At 37.2% G+C, this 19,556-nt stretch carries 18 protein-coding genes; 11 read left to right on the forward strand and 7 right to left on the reverse strand.

Annotated features, from left to right (window positions below; all coding sequences use genetic code 11):
* The first annotated feature begins 311 nt into the window (after positions 1-311).
* Positions 312-1,433, forward strand: coding sequence for a glycosyltransferase (locus AC23ME_RS14620; RefSeq protein WP_487728517.1), 1,122 nt, complete (start codon positions 312-314; stop codon positions 1,431-1,433).
* 114 nt (positions 1,434-1,547) lie between these two features.
* On the forward strand, positions 1,548-2,177 hold the full coding sequence (gene rsmG / locus AC23ME_RS14625) for a 16S rRNA (guanine(527)-N(7))-methyltransferase RsmG (RefSeq protein ID WP_487728518.1): 630 nt from the start codon (positions 1,548-1,550) through the stop codon (positions 2,175-2,177).
* 9 nt (positions 2,178-2,186) lie between these two features.
* On the opposite strand, the gene AC23ME_RS14630 is transcribed toward rsmG, so the two are convergent.
* Both AC23ME_RS14630 and AC23ME_RS14635 read right to left on the reverse strand, forming a co-directional pair.
* Positions 2,187-4,175 carry a M56 family metallopeptidase gene (locus AC23ME_RS14630; protein ID WP_487728519.1) on the reverse strand — a complete coding sequence of 663 codons (1,989 nt, stop codon included), beginning with the start codon at positions 4,173-4,175 and terminating at the stop codon, positions 2,187-2,189.
* Positions 4,175-4,543: a BlaI/MecI/CopY family transcriptional regulator gene (locus tag AC23ME_RS14635; protein ID WP_487728520.1), complete on the reverse strand. Its 369-nt coding sequence runs from the start codon at positions 4,541-4,543 to the stop codon at positions 4,175-4,177. The genes AC23ME_RS14630 and AC23ME_RS14635 overlap by 1 nt, the downstream gene beginning before the upstream one ends.
* Positions 4,544-4,650: 107 nt before the next feature.
* Here AC23ME_RS14635 and dprA point away from each other — a divergent pair, with 107 nt between their 5' ends.
* Both dprA and AC23ME_RS14645 read left to right on the forward strand, forming a co-directional pair.
* Entirely contained in the window at positions 4,651-5,745 is a 1,095-nt protein-coding gene (dprA, locus tag AC23ME_RS14640; protein WP_487728521.1) for a DNA-processing protein DprA, read from the forward strand.
* Positions 5,746-5,961: 216 nt separating this feature from the next.
* The gene (locus AC23ME_RS14645) at positions 5,962-7,323 is read left to right on the forward strand and encodes a pyridoxal-phosphate dependent enzyme (RefSeq protein ID WP_487728522.1); all 1,362 of its coding nucleotides are present in this window, start codon (positions 5,962-5,964) and stop codon (positions 7,321-7,323) included.
* A gap of 49 nt (positions 7,324-7,372) precedes the next feature.
* Here the strand turns inward: AC23ME_RS14645 and AC23ME_RS14650 are convergent, their stop codons facing one another.
* Positions 7,373-8,080, reverse strand: coding sequence for a hypothetical protein (locus AC23ME_RS14650; protein WP_487728523.1), 708 nt, complete (start codon positions 8,078-8,080; stop codon positions 7,373-7,375).
* Between the two features lie 178 nt (positions 8,081-8,258).
* Between AC23ME_RS14650 and AC23ME_RS14655 the strand changes: the two genes are divergently transcribed.
* The 6 genes from AC23ME_RS14655 to AC23ME_RS14680 all read left to right on the forward strand — a co-directional run bounded on the left by AC23ME_RS14655 (position 8,259) and on the right by AC23ME_RS14680 (position 15,777).
* Positions 8,259-9,887 (forward strand): acyl-CoA carboxylase subunit beta, encoded by a 1,629-nt coding sequence (locus AC23ME_RS14655; RefSeq protein WP_487728524.1) that lies wholly within the window; start codon positions 8,259-8,261, stop codon positions 9,885-9,887.
* Positions 9,888-9,891: 4 nt separating this feature from the next.
* Positions 9,892-10,503, forward strand: a complete 612-nt coding sequence (locus AC23ME_RS14660) for a toxin-antitoxin system YwqK family antitoxin (RefSeq protein ID WP_487728525.1) — start codon at positions 9,892-9,894, stop codon at positions 10,501-10,503.
* A gap of 1 nt (position 10,504) precedes the next feature.
* Positions 10,505-11,698 (forward strand): dipeptidase, encoded by a 1,194-nt coding sequence (locus AC23ME_RS14665; RefSeq protein WP_487728526.1) that lies wholly within the window; start codon positions 10,505-10,507, stop codon positions 11,696-11,698.
* A gap of 215 nt (positions 11,699-11,913) precedes the next feature.
* Positions 11,914-12,870 (forward strand): thioredoxin-disulfide reductase, encoded by a 957-nt coding sequence (trxB, locus tag AC23ME_RS14670; protein ID WP_487728527.1) that lies wholly within the window; start codon positions 11,914-11,916, stop codon positions 12,868-12,870.
* 173 nt (positions 12,871-13,043) lie between these two features.
* Positions 13,044-14,960 carry a beta-N-acetylhexosaminidase gene (locus AC23ME_RS14675; protein ID WP_487728528.1) on the forward strand — a complete coding sequence of 639 codons (1,917 nt, stop codon included), beginning with the start codon at positions 13,044-13,046 and terminating at the stop codon, positions 14,958-14,960.
* A 211-nt stretch (positions 14,961-15,171) separates the two neighbouring features.
* Positions 15,172-15,777: a hypothetical protein gene (locus tag AC23ME_RS14680; RefSeq protein WP_487728529.1), complete on the forward strand. Its 606-nt coding sequence runs from the start codon at positions 15,172-15,174 to the stop codon at positions 15,775-15,777.
* A gap of 32 nt (positions 15,778-15,809) precedes the next feature.
* Here the strand turns inward: AC23ME_RS14680 and AC23ME_RS14685 are convergent, their stop codons facing one another.
* Genes AC23ME_RS14685 through AC23ME_RS14700 form a run of 4 tightly spaced genes read right to left on the reverse strand, consistent with a single transcriptional unit; the run spans position 15,810 to position 17,906 of the window.
* Positions 15,810-16,193, reverse strand: coding sequence for a hypothetical protein (locus AC23ME_RS14685; protein ID WP_487728530.1), 384 nt, complete (start codon positions 16,191-16,193; stop codon positions 15,810-15,812).
* A 58-nt stretch (positions 16,194-16,251) separates the two neighbouring features.
* Positions 16,252-16,788 carry a DUF922 domain-containing protein gene (locus AC23ME_RS14690; RefSeq protein WP_487728531.1) on the reverse strand — a complete coding sequence of 179 codons (537 nt, stop codon included), beginning with the start codon at positions 16,786-16,788 and terminating at the stop codon, positions 16,252-16,254.
* A gap of 34 nt (positions 16,789-16,822) precedes the next feature.
* Entirely contained in the window at positions 16,823-17,422 is a 600-nt protein-coding gene (locus AC23ME_RS14695; protein ID WP_487728532.1) for a hypothetical protein, read from the reverse strand.
* Positions 17,409-17,906, reverse strand: coding sequence for an RNA polymerase sigma factor (locus AC23ME_RS14700; RefSeq protein ID WP_308848192.1), 498 nt, complete (start codon positions 17,904-17,906; stop codon positions 17,409-17,411). Before AC23ME_RS14700 ends, AC23ME_RS14695 begins: the two co-directional genes overlap by 14 nt.
* Before the next feature lie 224 nt (positions 17,907-18,130).
* Here AC23ME_RS14700 and AC23ME_RS14705 point away from each other — a divergent pair, with 224 nt between their 5' ends.
* Entirely contained in the window at positions 18,131-19,552 is a 1,422-nt protein-coding gene (locus AC23ME_RS14705; protein WP_487728533.1) for a dicarboxylate/amino acid:cation symporter, read from the forward strand.
* Positions 19,553-19,556 lie beyond the last annotated feature (4 nt).

A 19,556-nucleotide genomic window follows, 5' to 3' on the forward strand; every position in this document is an offset into this window, starting at 1 on the left:
GCTATCGGGTTTAATTGGCAAAACTTGTACAGTTTTTTAAGCTTCTTAGGTCTTCTCGGTCATTGTGGAGGTGAATTTTGCGTTACTGTAGTTATCTACTATAGGTGTAAAAGCGTGCTAGCAGCACAGTTTTTTTTAACTAAACCCGATTAAAGCGGCAGCCCCGAGAGAGCGTTAGAGAACGAGGGCTACAGCGGAAAGCGGGACTGACGGAACCGAAAAGCGGCTGCAAATGTTTTTCAAAATCAAAATCTAAAAAACTAAGCGGCAACAGGTCAAATTAACTACCTTTGCTGGCTTTAAAATACATCGTGGAATTTAACATACTCGAAATCTGTCTGCTTGCGGCGCTCGGCCTTTGCTTTTTGATACATCTATATTATGTGCTTGGAGTGCATTTGAAATTGGCGAGCTATCATGTAAATGAGCTGCCTGTAGCTAGCGTTGCGCCAATTACGGTAATTATCTGTGCCCGTAACGAACGAGAAAATCTTGAAAAATACCTTCCAAGCGTTTTTGAACAAGACTACCCAAATTTTGAAGTGGTTGTGGTAAACGACAGGTCATGGGATGGTACCGCAGATTTGTTGGAGGAGCTGGAAAAGCAATATGTCAACTTGAAAGTGGTGCATGTAAGAGAGGGTGAGAAGTTTATTGCTGGCAAGAAATTCGCAGTAACCATGGGCATTAAGGCGGCAAGCCACGATTGGTTGGTTTTTACAGATGCCGACTGCCAGCCTGCGTCTAAAAATTGGTTGCAGGGGATGCAAAAACCTAGCGATGATAATGTGGAGATTTTGCTTGGCTATTCGCCGTATTTTAAGAAACGCAGTTTGTTGAATGCTTTAATTCGTTTCGAGACATTTTTTACCGCAGTTAATTATTTGTCGTTTGCGCTAAAAGGGATGCCTTACATGGGGGTGGGCAGAAATATGGCTTATCAAAAATCGCTGTTTTTTAAGAGCAAAGGCTTTGCGGCACACATGCATATTCCATCTGGAGACGATGATTTATTTGTGAATGCTAATGCTACAACTCAAAATACTGTAATCCAAATTCATAAAGACACACACGTTTGGAGCGAACCTAAAACATCTTTTTTAACGTATTTGCGCCAAAAGAAGAGACATGTTGGAGCTGGTAATTTCTACAAAGCGAAGCATAAATTTATTCTTTCGGCCCAGATAGCAATACAATTTGCATTTTACGCTTTGGCAATTACGCTGGCTTGTTTCCCAAGTACGCACTTTATTGCAGTCGGGGTTTTCTTACTGAGTTTAATTGTGCGGTGTTTCGTATATCCTAAATTGTTAAAGCGGTTAAATTACGGTGAACTGAGATGGTGGTTCCCAATTTTGGATATCATTTTGATGGTTTTCTTAGTGTTTAACGCTATTCTGTCTATCTTTGTGAAGAAAGTAGCTTGGAAATGATTTAGGCTTGAACGTATAATTATTGTTGTATTGCTGAATTGTTCAATTGTTGATTGAATGAAAACTGAAAATTGAGAACTGAAAACTTCCAACTGCCCACTGAAAACTGTTAATATGGTAAAACCAGATATCATCTTCAAGTATTTTAAAGATTTAAGTGCTACGCAAATTGAGCAATTTGAAAAGCTTTTTGATTTGTACAGCTTATGGAATTCGCAAATTAATGTGATTTCTAGAAAGGATATTGAGGAATTGTACGAACGTCATATTCTACATTCGTTAGGTATTGCCAAGTTTTGCACATTTAAACCTGGAGAAAAGGTTTTAGATGTAGGTTGTGGCGGTGGTTTTCCAGGTATTCCGCTAGCTATTCTCTTCCCAGAAACTGATTTTCATTTGGTAGACTCTATCGGGAAAAAGATAAAAGTTGTTACTGAAGTTGCTGCTGCGTTGGGTTTAAAAAATGTAAAGGCATCGCACAGTAGGGCAGAGCAGATTATTGATAAATATAATTTTGTGATTTCGAGAGCGGTAACTCGCTTGGGCGAGTTTTACCCTTGGGTGCGTGGTAAATTCGCTAAAGAAAATATCAATGCCATTAGAAACGGTATTCTTTATTTGAAAGGTGGCGATTTAGCCGAGGAAATTAAAGAAAGTAAACTGAAAGCAGAATTGTATCCACTTTCAGCTTATTTTGAGGAAGAATTCTTTGACACTAAATACGTGGTTTACGTGCCGCAATAGTTAGTTAAATTAACACTTATCGTCTTTGTTTTCTTCTACTTTTGGTTTGTAAAGTGTCCAAGCCTTGCTAAAAACGTTGTCTGTTTTTTCCAATGTAGGCTTCGCTGTGGTGGCTTCGGGTTTATCTTTAATACCGTTCACCTTTTTTATCGCTCCCGTTTTGTTTTGCGTTGATGTAGGAGCTAATCTAAGAGTTCTAGTTTTTTTTGTGGGTGCTATTTTTAACTCTTCTACTTTGTCGAGTTTAATATCCAATCTAGACCTGTTTCCTTCCTTTATTTCTACGCCCTCAAAATGTTTTGTTGGAACAATTTCAATTTCTTGAGGCTTTTTCTCTTTACTAAGAGATAATTCAGCTATTTCGATTTCTTCAGCTAGTTTCGCTTTATCGGTTTTATTTACTTTTTCGTCGGGTTTAACAATTGGCGGAGCTAATTTAACCTGGTCTTTCTTAATTATTGGTGGGTTTGGAGATAAATTTGGTAAACCATTACGTTTAGCGTCCTTCTTTACAATTGGAGGTGGAAACGTAAAAACCGCTTTTTCACCATAAATTTCTATAGCCCCATTTTTTCCTTCTTCACTACCGTACTTTTTTATAGCATCTTTACGATTTAGAAAAATAATTTTATCAGCTTCTGCAGTGCCATGATATTTATTTTTATCAGCAATGATTTTCCCGTTTACAACAATTAAGCGCTCCTCTAGGGAAATATAATTGCCGTCTTTATCATGTTTATATTTAGGGTAATAGGTGGTTGGAAATTTAATCTGGTCTTTCTTAACTTTTGGTGGACTTGCGGGTGCGGCTACCGGCATCATTGGCGGTGGAGGAGTACCCACAAGATTTTTACCAGTGATTACTACCGCTCCATCTTTTCCAATTTTACTACCATATTTTTTAGTCGCTTCAGTACTATTGAGATATTTAATTTCATCAGCTTCTGCAACACCGTAGTATTTATTTTTGTCTGCTACTACTTTTCCATTAACGATAATTGCTCGCTTCTCTAATGAAATGAAGTTGTTTTTTTCGTCGTACCTATGCTCTGGATAATACACAGGTTTTTCTTGTTTGTTTTTAGGTACTTTTTGCTGTGCGAGTTTTTGTTTGCCAATTTCTAAATAACCGTAACTCTTACTAAAACCAAGTGTAGATGCACAAAGCAAACCTACTCCAAGCGGAACTGCCAGCAAATATTTGAGCCTAGCCCAATTTGCTGTTTTTTCTTTGTTTAACATGTTAATTCTACTTTTTAATATTGATTGATTGAATAATTGATTGACAAGTGAGGATGAATAGGCAGCCATCGAGTTTTCGATTAAAAACATCGCATATTCATGTTTAGAGATATTTGCGGTAGTGGTTTTCTCGTCGGCGATATATTCATGCAAAAGCGTTAAATCTTTTTTCATCAAATAAACCACCGGATTAAACCAACAGCAGATTTTTAAGAGTTCCAACAATATAATATCCCAGCTGTGTTTCTGTTTAATATGGATGATTTCGTGCTTCAAAACAGCCTTATTTTTCGCCATTTCTGGGTGTATAAATAAAATGTTGAAGAACGAAAAAGCGGTATGTTCAGCGCTTAGCTCAACTAAAGTGTAATTGTTCAGTTTTCTTTTGTTGCTGCGTAAATAAATCTTAACAATTTTCGAAATCGAAATGAGGAATTTCAAGCTTAAAAATAAAGCTAGCGCCAAATAGCCGTAAAGAATATAGTCTTGGGTAGTTAAAGCTGGTGTTTTTGCAACCGTTACAATTTCTAAAGGTTCCAATGGGATTTCGTAAGATGTCAAGTCTTCCTCTAGCGGTATTGGCGCTTTCAAAAAACCTAATTGCATTAAAGGTATTGTAAATGCCGCTGCAACACTCAATATCAAAAAATATCGATTACTATTATAAAAAGTACTGCGTTGCAACAACAACTTGTACATTACGTAGAAGGCGGCCAAATACAGGTTCGCTTCCAAAAGATAATAGAGCCAATTCATCACTTTTTATTTTTAAGTTGTTCTGCAATTGCAATAATTTCATCTAACTGAGCCATATCCATCTTCTTTTCGTTCACAAGAAATGATACCAGGCTTTCGTAGCTATTTTCGAAATAGTTGTTCATCACCTTGTCAAAAGCAAAATGCTTGTATTGTTCTTCGCTAATAATAGGGAAGTAAATGTGCGTATTACCAATAGCTTTGTGGTCCAAAAAGCCTTTTCCTTCTAAAACCCTAATCACGGTAGAAACGGTATTGTAAGCTGGCTTTGGCGGTTCCATTTTGTCAATCACGTCTTTCACAATCGCTTCTTTCAATTCCCAAAGTATCAGCATTACCTGCTCTTCTGCTTTTGTTAATTCTCTCATAATGAATTATATTGTTGTTACATAAAGTTAAAACTATAAAGCTAGTTTACAAACTATTTTTATAGTTTTAATTATAAATATCTGTTTTTCAGATTTTTAATTTACCTATGAGCCTGAAACATCAAATTGCCTTAACCCTCATTAATGGGGTAGGAACTTTAATTGCCAAAAAATTACTGCATCATTTCGGTAGTGCCGAGCGGGTGTTTAGTGCCAACCTTAAAGAATTGCTACAACTTGATGGAATAGGGAAGAAAACTGCCGAAGCTATTTTAAATACTGATGCGGTAGTCTTAGCAGAGCAGGAATTACAATTTATCGAGAAGCATCAAATACAAGTGTTGTTTCACGACGATGAAAACTATCCGAAGCGGCTAAAAAACTGTTACGATGCTCCGCTGCTGCTCTATTATAAAGGAACGATAAACCTAAACCAGCAGCGAGTAATCAGCATTGTTGGTACAAGAAACGCCACTGCCTACGGTAAAATGCTCTGCAAACAGCTTACTGAAGTTTTAAAACCTTACAACGTGCTTGTTGTGAGTGGACTTGCGCATGGCATAGACGCAGCAGCTCATAAGGAATGTGTATTGGCCGATGTGCCTACTATTGGTGTTTTAGGGCATGGCTTGGATAGGATTTATCCAGCCGCTCATCGTGAACTGGCGGCCAAGATGCTCAAAAATGGAGGTTTGCTCACTGAATTTCTTCCAGGTTCAAATCCAGACCGAGAGAATTTTCCTAAGCGCAACCGTATTATTGCTGGAATGTCTGATGTGACAATTGTAGTCGAAGCTTCTATTAAAGGCGGCGCACTCATTACCGCCGAAATTGCCAATTCTTACAACAGAGATGTGTACGCTTTTCCCGGAAGAGTGAACGATGAATTTTCTGAGGGCTGCAATTTTCTCATCAAAACAAATAGGGCAGGTTTAATCAATCATCCGCAAGATTTAATCTATTATTTAGGTTGGAATGATGAGAAATCGGCGAAGAAACAGCCTGTGCAAGTACAGCTTCCATTAGATTTAAACAAAGATGAAAGAACAGTTTGCGAAACGATTTTGTCTTCTCCTCTAGCTATCGATGACCTTTTTGTAGCCACAAACATTGCTCAAAGTAAATTGGCAATTATCCTCTTAACTTTAGAAATGAAGGGGATTATTGTGGCTTTGCCGGGCAAATTGTACAAGTTGGCGTAATAGCCACAAATGCACAGATTTTTACTATATATTTAATAATTAAGAATTTCTAAAATATCTGTGGCAAATAAATACACTATGCCAAATTTATAGCATATTTAGTATATCATTTTTGTAGTTTATGAAACTAAATTTTGTTAGATGTCTTTTTCTGAAATTTAATTCCAAATAAATATTAATCACAAAATACTTGTTGCTGTTCGCTATTTTTGTAACATGTGGTATAACAATATATTAGAAACCATCGGTAATACGCCTTTGGTAAAATTGAACAACATTGTAAAAGATATTCCGGCAACAGTTTTGGCTAAAATAGAAACGACCAATCCAGGTAACTCTATTAAAGACCGTATGGCTATCAAAATGATAGAAGATGCCGAAAAAAGTGGCAAATTAAAACCAGGTGGTACTATTATCGAAGGAACATCGGGCAATACCGGTATGGGTTTGGCCATGGCTGCTATCATCAAAGGTTACAAATGTATTTTCACCACAACCGATAAACAATCTAAGGAGAAAGTAGATGCTTTACGTGCTTTTGGTGCCGAGGTAATTGTTTGTCCAACCAACGTAGAACCAGAAGACCCACGTTCATACTATTCAGTTTCTTCACGTTTAGAGCGTGAAGTGCCAAATTCTTGGAAACCTAATCAGTACGATAATTTAGCGAACTCTCAAGCACACTACGAGCAAACTGGTCCCGAAATTTGGGAACAAACCGAAGGCAAGATTACGCATTTAGTTGTTGGCGTAGGTACAGGTGGTACTATTTCTGGTACAGGCAAATATTTGAAAGAGAAAAATCCGAACATTAAAGTTTGGGGTATAGATACATACGGTTCTGTTTTCAAGAAATATAAGGAAACAGGAATTTTCGATAAAAACGAGATTTATCCATACATCACCGAAGGTATTGGTGAAGATTTCTTGCCTGCAAACGTAAATTTCGATGTAATTGATTTATTTGAGAAGGTAACCGATAAAGATGCTGCATTAATGACCAGGGAAATTTGCCGCCAAGAAGGAATTTTTGTGGGTAACTCTGCAGGTTCTGCGGTTGCAGGTTTAAAACAGTTGAAAGATAAACTAAAGCCAGAAGATGTAGTTGTCATTATCTTCCACGACCACGGAAGTCGTTACATGGGTAAAATGTACAATGAAGATTGGTTGCGTGAACGTGGTTTTTTAAAAGATGAAAAATTAACTGCCCGTTCCATTATTGGTAAGAAAGAAAATGCAGAAATCGTAACTATCGATTGCGAGAAAACCGTTTCTGAAGCTTTTAACACCATGAGTACGTTGAATATCTCTCAAATTCCGGTTACTCAAAAAGGAATGTTGGTAGGTAAATTAGAAGAAAGCGATATTTTGAGTGCTTTGTTAGAAAATCCTAGCGTGAAATCTGCCAAAGTAGAAACCATTATGGGTGCAACTTTCCCTTTTGTAGATTTAAATACTTCTATAGATAGATTATCATCCCTAATTAATAAGGATAATAGTGCTGTTTTAGTGGAATTAGAAGATGGCAAGTTTGATATTATCACCCAGTATGATATCATTAATGCGATAAAGGGGTAAATTGCAAATAGACTTACGAAGTTTTCGAAACTTCGTAAGTTTTTAATTTCTACAAGTAATTATCCTTAGTAACCTCCCAAGTCCAAGGTTTTTTAAAATCGTTTAAAGTACGTGGCTGGCTAAAAACCAAAATATCTTCATCGGTGCTGTTGATGATGTTGCGGTTAAATATACTGCCCACTACCGTTTTAATAGTTCTATCTATGAAATCGTACTGTTTATCTACCATTTCACCACTGTCTTTGTGATAGTAAACGTTATTGGCGGTAACCAAATTCCATTTTTTTTGTTGGTATGCAAATTCATAATTTAACTTCCAACGCCACTCATTACCACCTTCAAAAGAAAGCGCCAATTTATTGCTATCAATACGTATTCCTTTTAACGGATCACCCATTTTACCACCTTCCTCAGATCGTAAAACAAACTCATTATTTTGTGCCGCCAAACGATATTTATTACCTGCTTTAAAGTAAATAGCTAAAATTCTAGGTTTCTGTGTTTCTCGAATTAGCTCTATTTCATAGTTTCCATAGGCTCTATCTTCGTTGACGGCTGTATGGTATTCCAATATGATTGCAAGGTCTTGCACTTTATCATTATTCAAATCTCCCAAGGCAGTATCGATAATCTTCCAGTTTTTTAGCGTAAGGTCGGTGAGTTTATCGCCCTGCGCCACCAGCTTAGGAAAATTGAATTTTTGCGCAAAACTAAAGTTCGCTATCGAAAGTAACAGAAAAAATATCAGCCATCTCATGCCATAACAACGCTTAAAATACTATTTTAGCATAATTGCACTCAACGCAAATAATATGTCATTCTGAATTTATTTCAGAATCTGTTTTTTAGTTGTTTCTAATAAGCCGACCCTGAAATAAATTTAGGGTGACGATGATAAAAATGAAGTGCTAAAGACCAAAATATAATCAACCTATATGGATTTGACATTTAATAAAAACGAAGATTATAATAAACAGCAAGTTTACGATCTGAAGATGAAACTGAAGAAAGTATACTTGGGTGGTGGCGATAAAAGTGCGGCCAAGCAAAAAGAAAAGGGTAAACTGCTAGCAAGAGAAAGAGTTGCTTATTTGCTAGATAAAGATAGACCAATAATTGAAGTTGGCGCTTTTGCTGCCGAAGGAATGTATGAGGCGGAAGGTGGTTGTCCAAGTGCAGGTGTGGTGGTTAAAATTGGCTACGTTTCGGGAAGACAATGTGTAGTAGTAGCTAACGATGCTACGGTAAAAGCTGGTGCTTGGTTTCCAATGACAGCGAAGAAAAACCTGAGAGCGCAAGAAATTGCCATGGAAAATCGTTTGCCAATCATTTATTTGGTAGATAGTGCTGGCGTTTATCTACCAATGCAAGATGAAATTTTCCCCGACAAAGAACACTTCGGACGTATTTTTAGAAATAATGCGATTATGTCATCGGAAGGAATTGTACAGATTTCTGCAATTATGGGTTCTTGCGTTGCTGGCGGTGCCTATTTGCCAATTATGAGTGACGAAGCAATGATTGTAGATGGGATTGGTTCGGTATTTTTAGCGGGTTCTTATCTGGTAAAATCGGCTATAGGAGAAGATATTGATAACGAAACTTTGGGTGGCGCAACAACGCACTGCGAAATTTCTGGCGTTACCGATTACAAACATCCTAATGATCAGGCTTGCTTAGACAGTATCCGAAACATTATGAGCATGCTAGGAGCACCGCAAAATGCAGGTTTTGACAGGATTAAATCGGCTTTGCCAAAACTAAACGAAGAAGATATTTACGGAATTTTGCCCGATAACCGCGAAAAACCTTTCGATATGAAGGAGATTATTTTGAGGTTGGTAGATAATTCTGAATTTGAAGAATATAAAGAATTGTATGGTCAGAGTTTAATTTGCGGATTGGCTCGTATCGATGGTTGGGCGGTTGGAATTGTGGCAAACCAACGCAAAGTAGTAAAATCGAAAAAAGGGGAAATGCAGTTTGGTGGTGTAATCTATTCCGACAGTGCCGATAAAGCCAGCCGTTTTATTATGAACTGCAACCAAAAGAAAATCCCTTTGGTGTTTTTACAAGATGTAACTGGTTTTATGGTAGGCAGCAGGTCAGAGCAAGGCGGAATTATCAAGGATGGTGCTAAGATGGTAAATGCAGTTTCCAACTCGGTAGTTCCTAAATTTACGATTGTGGTAGGCAATTCTTACGGTGCTGGCAACTACGCCATGTGCGGCAAGGCTTACGACCCGAGGTTGATTTACGCTTGGCCAAGTGCTAAAATTGCGGTAATGGGTGGTGCGCAAGCCGCAAAAGTATTGTTACAAATACAAGAGAGTGCACTTAAAGGTAAAGGCGAAACGTTAGCAGAAAATAAACGCGATGAACTGCTGAAAGAAGTTACTGATAAATACAATGGGCAAACTACGCCGTATTATGCGGCATCGCGTTTATGGGTCGACGGTGTGATTGATCCTTTGGAAACGAGGAAAGTGATTTCTATGGGGATTGAAGCTGCCAATCAATCGCCTATTCAAAAACCTTTTAATGTTGGAATTATTCAAACCTAATGATATGCAGAAATTTAATATACTAATATTCTTGTTTTTCTTTACTGTTGTCAATGTTTTTGCACAGGCAAAGCCGATTTATTTTAGTGGCAATAGGGTAACTACAGATAAAGATAGAGCTACTTCGTACGGTGTTTATGGCAAACTAAGTGGTGAAGATTTGTGGGTGTTGAAGAGATACGACTTAGATGACAACCTGATGTTTTCGGGCGCATATAAAGATGAACAATTGACAACGCCTCACGGTAAGTTCATTTTTTATAGTAGTATCTATGATTATAACTATCTGAATTTTACCAATTTTAAAAATCCAACAACAGACAGGTACATTACGCAAAAAGGTGAATATATAGATGGTTTGGAAGAAGGCAAGTGGGTAGATTATTTTCCCGATGGTGTGATTATGGGTTATCGCGAATATAAAAATGGAAAGTTAGATGGCGAAACTGCACTTTTTAACCATAAAGGGAGGCGATTATTTTTAGGCCAATACAAAGCTGGATTAAAAACTGGCACTTGGTACGATTTGAAGAAAAAGGTAAAGGATGTTTTTGAGAATGATAAATTAATAAGTACTACGAAATTAAAAAGATCAGAAATTTCACAGATCGAATAATATGAACACATCGTTTTCAGTAAGTCAAAAACTTAAGACCAAAGCACTGCTACTATCAGCTTTTATCGTCTGTTTCGCAAGTGCAAGTTTTGCGCAAAAATTAGCTAAAATACATCAAAAAGCTATAATGATTGATACTCATGGTGATATCTTGTACAATCAAATTCAATCAGGGATAGATATTGGCCAACTGCAAAGCACGGGTAACTTTGATTTGGTTAGAGCCAAACAAGGAGGACTTGATGCGCAAGTTTTTTCAATTTGGTGCGATGAAAAAGGTGGTTTCGATTTAGCTAACCGTCAAATAGATTCCTTATATGCTTTAATTAAAAGATATCCCGAAAAAATCTCTTTGGTGAACAACGCACAACAATTAGAAGCTGTGGTTAAGCAACAAAAATTAGCTGCTTTAATTGGGGTAGAAGGTGGACACATGATAGAAAATGATCTTGGTAAGCTGGAAGCTCTAGCCAAGAAAGGGATGATCTATCTTACGCTAACTTGGAATAACAGCACACCTTGGGCAAGTTCTGCAGCGCAAGAAACCAAAGGTGAAATTGCTATGCCGGGTTTAAATGATTTTGGAAAATCGGTGGTGAAAAGACTAAATGAGTTGGGTGTTATGGTCGATTTATCTCACGTTGGCGAACAAACTTTTTTTGATGCGATTAACTTATCTACAAAACCGGTTCTAGTATCACACAGTTGTGTTTATGGCATTAATCCGGTACCAAGAAATTTAAAAGATGAGCAAATTAAGGCTGTTGGTAAAAATGGTGGAGTAATTTCTATCAATTTCTACAGTGGTTTTTTAGATCCTACTTATTCTGCAAAGCAACAAAACTTCCTCATCAAACATAAACCAGAACTGAAAACGCTGAGCGATAAATACGGCAGGTCCAAAGCTATAGATACGTTAATTTCGATGTACAAAGATGAGGCAGATGCTAATAGACCTAGAGTTGAAAGGGTAATCGATCATATCGACTATGTGGTTAAGTTAATAGGCGTAGATCATGTCGGCATTGGTGCCGATTTTGATGGAGCCGAGTCGTTCCCACAGGGTATGGATAGCGTAGCTGATTTTCCTAAAATAACCGAAGCACTTGTAAAGCGAGGTTACAGTGAAACTGATATCCAAAAGATTTTAGGTGGTAATTTTATACGGGTATTGAAAGCGAATAAGGGAGACTAAATTGGTTAACTGTTTAAATCGGTTAACCGGTTAATTGTTCGATTGGTTGTTTTACTAAAATGTTCAATACTCAACTTTGTAGTAAAAACGATTAACCGATTTAAACAATTCATCAGTTAACCATCGACTTCCAATTATCTCCACAATTTCATCTTTCTCCACAACTATTGCGCTTTAGCGCTTAAAACTTAAATTTGCATCACAAATTACAAACAATGTCGCAACAAGAAGAACTAGAGCACGTAGAGTGTCTTATTATAGGATCAGGTCCAGCAGGGTATACTGCAGCTATTTACGCAGCCAGAGCCGATTTAAAACCAGTAATGTACACTGGTATGGAAATGGGTGGTCAGCTAACCCAAACTACAGATGTAGATAACTTTCCAGGTTATCCAAACGGCGTTATGGGACCAGAAATGATGGAAGATTTTAAAAATCAGGCAGAGCGTTTTGGTACTCAAATTCGTTTCGGTTATGTAAGCTCTGTAGATTTCTCTTCATTGCCTCACAAAGTTACTGTAGATGAAAGTAAAACCATTTTGGCAGATACAGTAATTATCGCTACTGGTGCTAAAGCCAAGTGGTTGGGTTTACCAAGCGAGCAGCAATACAATGGTTTCGGTGTATCTGCTTGTGCAGTTTGCGATGGTTTTTTCTTTAAAGGGCAAACCGTAGCAATTGTAGGTGCGGGAGATACAGCTGCTGAAGAAGCTACCTATTTAGCCAAGCTTTGTAAAAAAGTTTATATGTTGGTGCGTAGAGACGAGTTCCGTGCTTCGAAAGCGATGGTACACCGTGTACTAAACACAGAAAATATTGAAGTGCTTTACGATACACAGACTACAGAAATCATCGGTAACGGTAAAAATGTTACTGGTGTGAACGTATTTAACCATAAAACAGAAGAAGCAAAAACTTTAGATATAGAAGGGTTTTTCGTTGCAATCGGTCACAAACCAAATACCGATATCTTTAAAGGATGGTTAGATATGGATGATACTGGTTATCTGCAAACCATTCCAGGTACTTCGAAAACAAATATAGAAGGTGTATTTGCTTGTGGCGATGTTCAAGATAGCATCTACAGACAAGCTGTTACTGCAGCTGGTTCTGGCTGTATGGCTGCACTTGATGCCGAAAGATACTTAGCCGCAAAAGCTGATACAAAATAGACTTTTTCAATAATTGATATTTTGAAACCTTTCTAATTTAGTTTAGAAAGGTTTTTTTATGTTTTGAATTATTTTCTTTTAACTAAAGGTTTAAATTTTTATCTTGTAATCCGTTAGGTGATATTACACCTTTAGCTCTTATAAAATCCAAACCATAAATTAAACCAAAAAGAATGAAAAAGTTATTTCTAACAGCTGTTGCAGCATTTTTACTATCAAGTTCTAATGCGCAGACTGATGTTAATTTGGGTATCATACCTGCTCCAGTATCTATTCAAAAAGGAAGTGGAACTTTCGTTTTTGATAAAACAGTAGTAATCCTAAGTACCAATGCTAAAAATGCCAAAATTGCAGAGACGTTGAAGTCTTTTGCTACCACTAAAGGATTAAATCTACGTGCAGTGCAAACACTTGCTGCTGGACAAAAGGCGATAGAAATCACCAGTGTTGGGGCAGATCAGCTGCCTAGCGAAGGCTATCAAATTAAAGTAAGTGCCAATAAAATTAAGTTGATAGGAAAAGATGCAGGCTTGTTTTACGCATTGCAGTCGTTAATGCAGTTAACTCCAGATAAATCTACAGATGGTAAAATTCATATTCCAAACGTCGAAATTAGCGATTATCCACGTTTCAGCTACCGTGGTTTGCACTTAGATGTAGGTCGTCATTTCTTCCCAATGTCATTCCTTAAAAAATACATTGATGTAATGGCAGCCTATAAGTTGAATAACTTCCACTGGCATTTAACAGAAGATCAAGGTTGGAGATTAGAAATCAAGAAATATCCGAAACTTACAGAGGTAGGCGCTAGCAGAAATGGAACCATTATTGGTAATTTCCCTGGAAGTGGTGGCACCGATAACGAGGTTTACAAAGGTTATTACACGCAGGCAGAAGCGAAGGAAATTGTAGCTTATGCTGCGGCAAGGTATATCAACGTTATTCCAGAAATCGAATTGCCTGGTCATGGTTCTGCAGCAATTGCGGCGTATCCAGAGTTAAGCTGCTTTCCTGATAGAGATACGCCAATTGGTGCAAATGCGCCTTGGTCTGGTTCTAGAACAGGTAAGCAAGTGCAGCAAACTTGGGGTGTTTTTGATGATATTTTTGTGCCATCAGAAAATACTTTCAAGTTTTTAGAGAATGTATTGGATGAAGTGATTGCTATTTTTCCTTCAAAATATATCCACATTGGTGGTGATGAAGCTCCTAAGAAATATTGGAAAGAATCGGAGTTTTGCCAGCAGTTAATTAAGGAAAAGGGTTTGAAAGATGAGCATGAGCTACAAAGCTATTTCATCCAAAGGATAGAAAAATACTTAAATGGCAAAGGGCGCTCTATTATAGGATGGGATGAGATTTTAGAAGGTGGTTTAGCGCCAAATGCTACTGTAATGAGTTGGAGAGGAGAGAAAGGCGGAATTGAAGCGGCGCAACAAAACCACGATGTGCTGATGACGCCTAGTACCAATGGTTTGTACTTCGACCATAAACAATCTGTTGCAGAAGATGAGCCTTTAACGATTGGTAGAAAAGGAAAGGGGTTTGCGCATTACAGCAAAGTTTATAATTATGATCCAGTTCCTGCCGTATTAACCGAAGATCAAAAGAAATACATCAAAGGTGTGCAGGCAAATCTGTGGACAGAATACATCGAAACGCCAGCGAAAGCCGAATATATGTTGTTTCCAAGGGTATATGCTTTGGCAGAAATTGCTTGGACCCCTCTAAACAGAAAAGACATTAAGAACTTCAGTGAAGAACGTTTATCGCTACACTTAGCTAAGTTAGACAAAACCAATACTAATTATTGGGTGCCCCCAGCAGTTGGTCAGCCAGATAAAGCTGTTACTGGTGAAAACCACGTGGTAGAGTTGAAATCTCCAATAGCAGGTGCGAAAATCTACTACACATTAGATGGTTACCGTCCATCAGAGAACGCGGCTGAGTATAACGCTCCTTTAAAAATTAATGTGCCACAAGGACAACAAAAGGTATTGAAAACAATTGTAATTACGCCTAGTGGTAAAAGAAGTATAGTTGCCGAAACAGTATTCAGTAATGGTGCTGCAGAAGTGAAAGTTAAGTAACTTATAAACGTCATTTCGACCGAACGCAGTGAGACGAGAAATCTTTAAGCTAAAAATTTAAAGATCTCTCGACTACGCTCTAAATGACTCTCGACCAGAATTATTACCAAGATTAATCTTTGTATTCTTAGAGCCTTTGTGGTTAATAACGATATTTTATGTTGCAAAAAATCCGTAAAACACATAAATTGGCTTTTTAATTTCACAACAAATGGTTTTGAAAGATTTAATAAAATCTGCATTCGCAATTGTAGCGGTATCTATAATGATGGTAGCTTGTACTAACAATGATAAACCTGCCGCCGTAGAACAAAAAGTGGTAGAAACAAAAGCTCCAAATCCTTTTCCGTTTTATAAGAGTATCGAGATAAAACCTGGTTACTATTTTGAAGTAGTAAGTTGGGGAAAGGGTGTAGATAGCGTAGGCGGTTTTTTAATTTTGATGTCTGATTCTACCAAACAAAACTATAAATCAATCTCTGTTGAAAGACAGGGTGTCATTACTGATGCTTGGAACATGGATTTGGATAATGACGGAAATCCAGAAATTTACGTGCAAACTTTAGTGCGTAAAAATGTGGCCGATGTTAATGTGTACGAATTTAATAGTGACTTCAATAAGATTAGTTTTCCAGGAATTAGCAGCCAAAAAGGATATCAGGGAGACGACAAATTTTTTGTTAAACACGGGGAACTGTTCAGGTCAGTTCCAATTGTTCAAACTGATAGTGGCAAAACTACTACTTTAGTGAAAACCTTGAAATATCGTTTGTCTGGCAACAGCTTTTCTTCTTCTGAAGTTAAGCCAGGCGACTAATTATTTTCCTCGTTAAAGTGGCAGGGAACGAATTATTTAATTCTTACGAAATTTATAATAGTATTCTTATCTAGTGCATCGAGATAAAAGTTTCCGATTTTCATATTTTTACGATTAGCATCCATACTAAAATAATATTCGTTTCTATTCGTGCTACTAGATAGTGTCCATCTCAGAGAAATGCTAGTACCCTTAATTTCATAATCATAGGGGCCGGAATGTATTTTAGGTAACTTGTAGCCATTTATAATTTCTGTGCCTCGTTTTAGTTCCATCCATCCTGTAGGGTTGTCAAACTTAATTGTATCAGCTCGTTGTGATGCTTCAACCCAAATTTCATAATTCAACTTTTCTTCTTCCTTTTTCTTACATCCCCACAAAGCAATTAGTAATATAAATAATAATGTTGATTTCATCGTATTTAGTTGTTTGATTACTAAAGGTATATATTTTTTTGATATACGTGAAGAGAACTTAAAACTTCGCTAACTCTTGCTCAAAAAATGCATCCCATTTACTTTGTGCATCTAAGTCAGAGCCGTGTTTGGTTTCTACATCATAACGCTCTTGCATATCGTTATAAAATTTAGATACGTCTTTAGCGGTTTTGTCTACCAAGCGTTTGTAGTTTTGTATGGTGTAGCCTTGGTTTTTTAGAATTTGCTCGCCATTTTTCAATAGAAGAAAGTTGATGTACACATGCCCCTGTTCATGATTTAACAAGATTCTGCTTACATTCCTGTTTCTGATTTTATCTCGCTTTACCCAAGATCTATTCGCATCAACACCACCTAAAAAGTTAAAATCGATTTGTAAGTTATTACCCCTAATGGTAGAGCGGTAGCCGTACTGCCAAATGGTACTGGTAACAGCGGCATAATTGGAATTAGGATCTGGGTTGGCTCTAAAGTGGGTATCCCAATCTAATCTCTCTGGAGAAATACGCTCATGTGGTGTAAAAGCCAGTGCAATTACACAAATAAAAACTAAGGCTATGTTCTTTAACGGCATCATTTAACGTTACAAGAACGAAAGTTATGCCAAATTATTCTGTGTCTTTAAATTGATTGCTAATTCGTTCAAATTTCTCAATCAACAACGCAATTCTTTCCTTATCTCTTTTGATAACAGCCTTTCTCAAAAGCGTAGAACAGAAGATTACCCAACCAAAACTTAAGAATAAGATTAAACCCTGTAGCCAAAGCTCAAAATTTGGTAATATCTCGAAAAAGTAAAGCCCCATTCCTAGAGACAATGCAACGGCGTAGAACCAGTATAATCTGTTGTAAAGTTGATGTCTTTGTAACTGATAAATCTTCAAGTTTTGGAGAAATACATTAGGATTTTCGGTAAAATCGTTTTTGGCAATCACCCTGTGGTTAAAGTATAATATCACCGTGTATACAGTAACAGCCAAAATAATAATACTAATACCTACGTGGGTTGTTATCGAAGTGAAATCATACAATAACCAAACCGCTGCTACAGCTATGATTGAAAGAGACATGCCAAGAATGTTCAGTAACGACTTAGTGCGAATGTTATTGACGTCCTTTTTCGCCTGCTTAAGCATATCATCAGCAGATATTTTTACATCAACCGTATGCTTAGCCCATAATGCTTCTATGTGATTAAATTCTTGCATGTTGATTGTATATTTCAGTAAGTTTCTGTTTAATGCGATGTATTTTTACTCTCAAGTTACCCTCACTAATCCCCGAAATTTCAGCAATTTCATTGTAAGGCAATTCATCCAATACCATGGTGATAATTAGACGATCGTTCTCTTCCAATTGCGATATAGATTTGTACAGAAGAGCCACCTGCTCGTTCTTTTCGGAATATTCCTCTATCTTATTCTCAATAATATTGTCGGTAAGCTCGTCTTTGGCCTGTCTTTTTTCAGAACGTAAATAAGTTAAACAAGTATTTACAGCAATTCTGTAGATCCAGGTAGATATCAACGATTTGTTTCTGAATTTATCTAGATTTTGCCAAACCTTTAAAAACGTCTCCTGCAAAAGATCGTTCGCCGAGTCTGCATCACCCGTGTATCCGTAACACAAGTGAAATATCTTCTTTGAGTTTTTATCGAAAATTTCTTTAAAAAGCTGATCTTTTCGGTCCATTTAGCGTTTTTGTATGTCTATTAGAATGAGGTAACATTAAATTGTTACAACATAAACGGTCGCTAAAATAATAAATGTTTGTGTGCTAAGCGCAATTATTTATTTTTGTCGGTCTAGCTACATCAGAAATAAGTTTGATGCAGTATTATAAAGCAAAAACCAAAATAACCAAATAGAATAGTGTGTCTTTTGTAAAATAGATACAGACAACAAACAAAAACTAAATGAAGAAATCTAAAATAGGTCTAATCACCTTAATTTTTATCACTGTTGCAATAGCGCTTACTTTATTAAAGGAATTTAATATCGTAGATATCCCAGAACAAATTATGATGTGGTCACGTTGGGGAGTGGCTGTAGTAATGGTAGTTTATGCCATTATAAAAAGAAACCTCACCACCTGGATATTAGTTTGTATGCTTTTGGGAGTTTTTGTAGGGGTAGATTTTCCAAATTTTGCCGCCGCATTACAACCGCTAAGTAAGGGCTTCATTAAATTGGTTAAAACTATTGTAGGTCCAATCCTTTTCGGAACTTTAGTTTACGGTATTGCCGGTCACTCAGATTTAAAGCAAGTAGGTCGTATGGCTTGGAAATCAATGTTATACTTCTTTTGTGCAACTTCTTGTGCTATTTTCATCGGTTTGGCGGTTATCAATATCACACACGCAGGCGTTGGTGTAGATATCAAAAGTATGCCTCACGAGGAGCTGCCTACAGTTAAAACTGCCGATGCAGCTTTAGAGCATTTGCCAGACCATGTACATGGTGTATACAAATTTACGCACTTCTTCTACGAACTTTTTCCAGAGAACATCGTAAAATCGATGTATGAAAACAAAGTACTTCAAATTGTAGTGTTTTCTGTGATTTTCGGTATCGGATTGGCAATGGTAGAAGAGAAAAAGCGAAAGCCGATGGTAGAATTTGCTGAAAGTCTGTCAGAAGTGATGTTCAAATTCACCAATCTCATCATGTATTTTGCACCAATTGGCGTAGGTGCAGCTATGGCTTACACTGTTGGGCACTTGGGCGTAGATATCTTGAAAAACTTATTCATGCTCTTGGGTTCGTTATATATTGCACTAATCGTTTTCGTGCTCTTGATTTTTGTGCCAATAATGATTTTCCTTAAAATCCCAATTAAGAAATTCATCCAGGCCGTAAAAGAACCAGTTTCCATCGCCTTTGCAACCACAAGTTCTGATGCTGCTTTGCCAAAAGCAATGAGCAATATGGAGCGATTTGGCGTTCCACGTAAAATTGTTTCTTTCGTAATACCAACAGGTTACAGTTTTAATTTAGATGGTACTTCGTTGTATTTGTCATTAGCTTCTATCTTTGTGGCGCAAGCTGCCGGCATGGATTTAAGTGTTGGCCAGCAATTGGCAATTGCATTTACCTTAATGATTACCTCTAAAGGAGTTGCAGCTGTACCAAGAGCATCGTTAATTGTACTTATCGCAACGGCCGAGCAATTCGGTTTACCAGTGTTTATCATTGCTGCAATTTTAGGTATAGACGAGCTAATGGATATGGCTAGAACTTCGGTAAATGTAATAGGTAACTGTTTAGCAACGGTGGTTATTGCCAAGTGGGAAGGGGAGTTTGACGAGCAAGCTCCAGAGAAATTTATAGCCGATTAATACA

The sequence above is a fragment of the Pedobacter sp. T50_32 genome (genome assembly GCF_057652195.1).

What these genes read in the sequence shown, in the direction of transcription:
- rsmG (WP_487728518.1), top strand. Translation starts at nt 1,548, where the DNA reads ATGGTAAAACCAGATATCATCTTCAAGTATTTTAAAGATTTAAGTGCT.
- AC23ME_RS14630 (WP_487728519.1), bottom strand. Translation starts at nt 4,175, where the DNA reads ATGAATTGGCTCTATTATCTTTTGGAAGCGAACCTGTATTTGGCCGCC.
- AC23ME_RS14635 (WP_487728520.1), bottom strand. Translation starts at nt 4,543, where the DNA reads ATGAGAGAATTAACAAAAGCAGAAGAGCAGGTAATGCTGATACTTTGG.
- dprA (WP_487728521.1), top strand. Translation starts at nt 4,651, where the DNA reads ATGAGCCTGAAACATCAAATTGCCTTAACCCTCATTAATGGGGTAGGA.
- AC23ME_RS14645 (WP_487728522.1), top strand. Translation starts at nt 5,962, where the DNA reads ATGTGGTATAACAATATATTAGAAACCATCGGTAATACGCCTTTGGTA.
- AC23ME_RS14650 (WP_487728523.1), bottom strand. Translation starts at nt 8,080, where the DNA reads ATGAGATGGCTGATATTTTTTCTGTTACTTTCGATAGCGAACTTTAGT.
- AC23ME_RS14655 (WP_487728524.1), top strand. Translation starts at nt 8,259, where the DNA reads ATGGATTTGACATTTAATAAAAACGAAGATTATAATAAACAGCAAGTT.
- AC23ME_RS14660 (WP_487728525.1), top strand. Translation starts at nt 9,892, where the DNA reads ATGCAGAAATTTAATATACTAATATTCTTGTTTTTCTTTACTGTTGTC.
- AC23ME_RS14665 (WP_487728526.1), top strand. Translation starts at nt 10,505, where the DNA reads ATGAACACATCGTTTTCAGTAAGTCAAAAACTTAAGACCAAAGCACTG.
- trxB (WP_487728527.1), top strand. Translation starts at nt 11,914, where the DNA reads ATGTCGCAACAAGAAGAACTAGAGCACGTAGAGTGTCTTATTATAGGA.
- AC23ME_RS14675 (WP_487728528.1), top strand. Translation starts at nt 13,044, where the DNA reads ATGAAAAAGTTATTTCTAACAGCTGTTGCAGCATTTTTACTATCAAGT.
- AC23ME_RS14680 (WP_487728529.1), top strand. Translation starts at nt 15,172, where the DNA reads ATGGTTTTGAAAGATTTAATAAAATCTGCATTCGCAATTGTAGCGGTA.
- AC23ME_RS14685 (WP_487728530.1), bottom strand. Translation starts at nt 16,193, where the DNA reads ATGAAATCAACATTATTATTTATATTACTAATTGCTTTGTGGGGATGT.
- AC23ME_RS14690 (WP_487728531.1), bottom strand. Translation starts at nt 16,788, where the DNA reads ATGCCGTTAAAGAACATAGCCTTAGTTTTTATTTGTGTAATTGCACTG.
- AC23ME_RS14695 (WP_487728532.1), bottom strand. Translation starts at nt 17,422, where the DNA reads ATGCAAGAATTTAATCACATAGAAGCATTATGGGCTAAGCATACGGTT.
- AC23ME_RS14700 (WP_308848192.1), bottom strand. Translation starts at nt 17,906, where the DNA reads ATGGACCGAAAAGATCAGCTTTTTAAAGAAATTTTCGATAAAAACTCA.
- AC23ME_RS14705 (WP_487728533.1), top strand. Translation starts at nt 18,131, where the DNA reads ATGAAGAAATCTAAAATAGGTCTAATCACCTTAATTTTTATCACTGTT.